Origin of the sequence: Mesorhizobium sp. M7A.F.Ca.US.007.01.2.1, assembly GCF_003998165.1 — a bacterium.
Lineage (GTDB): Bacteria > Pseudomonadota > Alphaproteobacteria > Rhizobiales > Rhizobiaceae > Mesorhizobium > Mesorhizobium ciceri.
Genome location: NZ_RZQP01000357.1, coordinates 1 through 4090, shown reverse-complemented (window position 1 = coordinate 4090; position 4090 = coordinate 1). Strand labels below are relative to the sequence as shown.

The window sequence follows — 4090 nt, the reverse complement described above, 5'->3', positions numbered from 1 at the left end:
GCTCTACGATCAGAACCACGGCGCAGACGCGGAGAACCGAAACCATTGCAGCCAGCGATGCCGCCCCGGCGAGCGGCAGCGGACTGCTCGCCGAGGCGACGTTGCGGGCAAGCGCCAAGGTCACGGCGGTGGAGGAAACGATCGCACCGGTGAGCGAACTGACCAGCAGACCACGCGTATTGCCAAGAATGCGAACAGCCACATAGCCGGCGAACGATATGGAGGCCATCAGCACTGTCAGAAACCAGACCTCCCACGGATTGAAACCGCCCCACGGGTCCAACGTCCGGTTTGGCAGCAGGGGCAAGACGATCGCTGTCATCACCGCAAGGATCAGTGCCGACCGGAGTTCGATCCAGGTCAGTCGCTTCAAAAGACCGTGAAGGACCTCGCGGCTAGCCAGGATTGCCGCCAGTGCCGCCCCACCGGCAGCTGCAGCCCGATAATCGCCGGCGACCGAAAGCGACCCAAGCGCGAAGACGCAAAGACCAGCGATCACGCTCGTGACGCTGAAATCCTCGTCATGGACAGCCTCGCGCGCCTTGTACCAGGCGAAGATTGCCGCAAAGGCGATGAAGCCGCCGACCAGCATGGGTACCGCGCTGAGTGCACTGGCGAGTGCGGCGAGCACGCCGCCAAGCAGGCCGGATATACCATATGTCCGGATGCCGGCTGTGCGACTGCGATCGGGTGCATCCCGCTCCTGCCAGCCACGCTCCAAGCCGACGAGGAGACCTATTGCGAGGGCCAGTCCGAGCCGGGCGATGAGTGGATCCATTGGCGGGGCGACTTCAGGCGGCGACCGTCGGCAGGCGGTCGCGAACCCACCTGACGATCTGGCCCGCCGTCATTGCGCCGGACGTGCGCGCGATTTCGCGCCCGCCATGAAAGAGGACCATGGTCGGGATGCTGCGAATGCCGAGCTTGGCCGCAACAGCTTCCTCATTGTCGGAATTGACTTTGATCAGACGGACATGCGGCTCCAGTTCACTTGCTGCTGCCTCATATGCCGGTGCCATCATCTTGCAGGGGCCGCACCAGGGTGCCCAGATATCGACGACAACTGGAAGGCTGCTGCGCTCGATCTGATTATCGAAGATCGCGGCATCGACATCTTCGGGATGCCCGGAAAACAGCCTGTTCCCGCACTTTCCACATTTCGCTTCCATAGCATTGCGACCCGGCGGCAGGCGGTTGACGCCACCGCATTTGCTGCAAACCACCAGATTCTGCTGTGCCATGGTCATTTACCGATTTTGCTCTCGACCACTATGCGCGCCATAGATGGCCATCGCCAAGAGTGCGCAACGCGTTCAGGATGACCGCCACGTCAATCCCTTCCTGAAGCAACGCTCCGGCAACCGGGGTAATCTGTCCCATGGCCGCCGCGATCATTGCCAGCCCCGACAACGCCAGCCCGGCGATGATGCTTTGCAAGGCGATCGATCGCGTTCGCCGTGCAATCCGAACTGCATCGGCGACGGGCTGCAGCCTGTCGGTCAGCACGATGACATCAGCTGCCTCGGAGGAGGCGGTCGCACCACGTGCGCCCATGGCCACACCGACCGTTGCGGCCGCCAAGGCGGGGGCATCGTTGATGCCGTCGCCGATCATCATCGTCGGCGCCAGGGCTTTCTCGGCTTCGACCGTCGCGACTTTTTCGGCAGGGATCGCATCGGCGACAACGGCGTCGAGGTCGAGCAAGGCGGAAATGCGCGTGGCTGCCGCGCCGTCGTCACCTGTGAGCATGATCATGCGCGCAATGCCGGCCGAGCGTAGCTTGCCGAGTGCGTCATGCGCATCAACGCGCAGGGCGTCTCCGAACGTGAAAACACCGGCAAGCCGTCCGCCGAGTGCTACAAAGACCCTGAGCACCGGCTCGTCCCGATATTTTTCCTCGCCGCTTTTCGCCCAGCGGGGCAGCGGCTTGTCAGTAAGCACGAGAGCCCGTGATCCCGCAGCGATCGACATGTTGTCGACCCGGCCCTTCAGGCCCGCACCGCGGTGCTCGTGAACATCATGCGGATGCGAAAGCATCAGCTGTCTGCCGCGCGCCGCCCGGATGATGGAGTCGGCTAGCACATGGTGCGAGGCCTGTTCCAGGGATGCCAACAGCTGCAGCGATTGGTTCGCGTCACGGCCGGGTGCTGTCTCGATTTCAATGAGTTCGGCGCCGCCGATGGTCAAGGTCCCCGTCTTGTCGAAGATCGCGGTTCGGACCTGCGCAAGAGCCTCCAGAGCCGCGCTGCCTTTCATCAAGATGCCTGCACGCGCGGCGCGGGACACGCCGCCGATGAAGGCAACCGGTGCCGCAAGGATGAGCGGGCAAGGTGTCGCGACCACCAGCACGGCCAGCGCCCGGATTGGATCGCCGGAGATGTACCAGGCGGCACCGGAAACCAGCAATGTGACTGGCAGCAGGAACAGGGCGAAGCGGTCGGCCATGCGGATGAACGGCGATTTCGCCGTCTGCGCTGCAGCCACCATGCGTACGATCGCGGCATAGGTGCTCTGTTCTGCCAAGGCAGAAGCCTGCATGCTGAAGGTCTCGCCCGCATTGATGGTGCCGCTGCGCAGCATATCGCCCGCTGTCCGCCGTTCCGGCAGCGGCTCACCGGTCACCGCTGACTCGTCGAGCGAGGCCGAAGCATCGAGCAGGATGCCGTCGACGGGAAGCAGTTCGCCGGCCCGAACCAGAAGCTCGTCGCCCACGGCAACGTCTTCCACGGAGATGGTCTCTGTCCCCAGTGTTGACGTCCGATGGGCGACACGCGGCGATCGATCTGTCAACGCCTTGAGGCTGCGTTCCGCGCGGCCGCGGGCGAAATCCTCAAGCACCGTGCCGCCGGCATACATGATCGCGACCACTATTGCCGCCAGGGGTTGACCGAGCAGCAGCGCGGCGGACATCGACACCAAGGCAATCGCATCGACACCGAAGCGGCCAATCCAGAAATCACGCAGAATGGAGATGGCGAGAGCCGCCACCACGGGCAAGGTCGCCACCGTCCAGATCGTGTCGGCTTCAATGGGCCCGAGCCCCGTTCGCCAGGCTCCGATTCCAACGGCGAGACCCAGGATGGCGATGACCAGCAATGCGCGTCGTAGTGCAGACTCGTTCATCCGATGTCCCTCAAGTTGGTGGCCCCCTTTGGCGCTAGAGTTCGCGGACCATCTCCTCGAGCAGGCGACGCACATCGTTCGCGACCTGCGCAAGCTCGCGATTGCCGATAGCGCCCATTGAAGCGACCGGATCCACCGCTGCGACCTCCACCTTTCCCGGTCCGACCTCGGTGACGATGACGTTGCAAGGCAGCATGGTTCCGATCTTGTCTTCGGCTTGAAGCGCCCGCCATGCGAAATGCGGATTGCACGCGCCCAGGATCACATATGGCCTGAAATCTGCGCCAAGCTTGGCCTGCATGGTCTGCTGGACATCAATCGAGGTCAGAACACCAAACCCCTTGCTTGCGAGCTTGTCGGTCACGAGGTCGATTGCCGCTGTGAACGGCATGGCGATGATCTTGCTGAAATAGTAGCCCATCCAACTCTCCAGTCATTGGTCGCAACAGCTCGTCGCCACTTTGTGAGCGACCTCGCGCAAGAGCTAATCGCGATGACCAGAGAACGCTTTGATCCAACGCAACGAACGGGCAAGATCGATTGGCGATGATTGCAAGGAATAGGAGACATTGGGGGTGACAATCCGAAATCTCGATCATGCGTTCGCTCCGAAGTCGGTTGCCGTGTTCGGGGCATCGGTGCGCGACGGGTCGGTCGGCCGTGTCGTCTTCGACAACATCGTCAATGGCGGCTTCGAAGGCGAGATCTGGCCGGTCAACCCGAAACATTCGCAGGTGGCTGGTCGACGTTGCTACGCGAAGGCGGCCGACCTGCCAGGCATTCCCGACCTCGGTGTCATCGTGACGCCGCCGGAGACGGTTCCCGGCATCGTGCGCGAGCTCGGCGACAAGGGCACGCGAGCGGCAGTCGTGATCACCGCCGGACTTACGCGCGAGAACGGCCTGCGTCAGGCCATGCTCGACGCCGCCAAGCCCAATCTTTTCCGCATCATCGGACCGAACACGGT

The 4090-nt window shown here is 63.0% G+C and carries 5 protein-coding genes; 1 reads left to right on the top strand and 4 read right to left on the bottom strand.

Annotated elements, in window-relative coordinates; genetic code table 11:
* From EN949_RS33450 to EN949_RS33435, 4 genes are all read right to left on the bottom strand, one after another.
* Positions 1-778, bottom strand: a 778-nt coding sequence (locus EN949_RS33450) for an MgtC/SapB family protein (RefSeq protein WP_127371933.1), incomplete at its 3' end; no start/stop codon positions are given.
* A 13-nt stretch (positions 779-791) separates the two neighbouring features.
* Positions 792-1241, bottom strand: coding sequence for a thioredoxin TrxC (gene trxC / locus EN949_RS33445; RefSeq protein ID WP_127371932.1), 450 nt, complete (start codon positions 1239-1241; stop codon positions 792-794).
* 28 nt (positions 1242-1269) lie between these two features.
* Positions 1270-3123 carry a heavy metal translocating P-type ATPase gene (locus tag EN949_RS33440; protein WP_127367247.1) on the bottom strand — a complete coding sequence of 618 codons (1854 nt, stop codon included), beginning with the start codon at positions 3121-3123 and terminating at the stop codon, positions 1270-1272.
* 34 nt (positions 3124-3157) lie between these two features.
* Positions 3158-3544, bottom strand: coding sequence for a DUF302 domain-containing protein (locus EN949_RS33435; RefSeq protein ID WP_127367246.1), 387 nt, complete (start codon positions 3542-3544; stop codon positions 3158-3160).
* Positions 3545-3698: 154 nt separating this feature from the next.
* Between EN949_RS33435 and EN949_RS33430 the strand changes: the two genes are divergently transcribed.
* A partial coding sequence (locus tag EN949_RS33430) for a CoA-binding protein (protein ID WP_164782627.1) occupies positions 3699-4090 on the top strand: 392 nt, incomplete at its 3' end.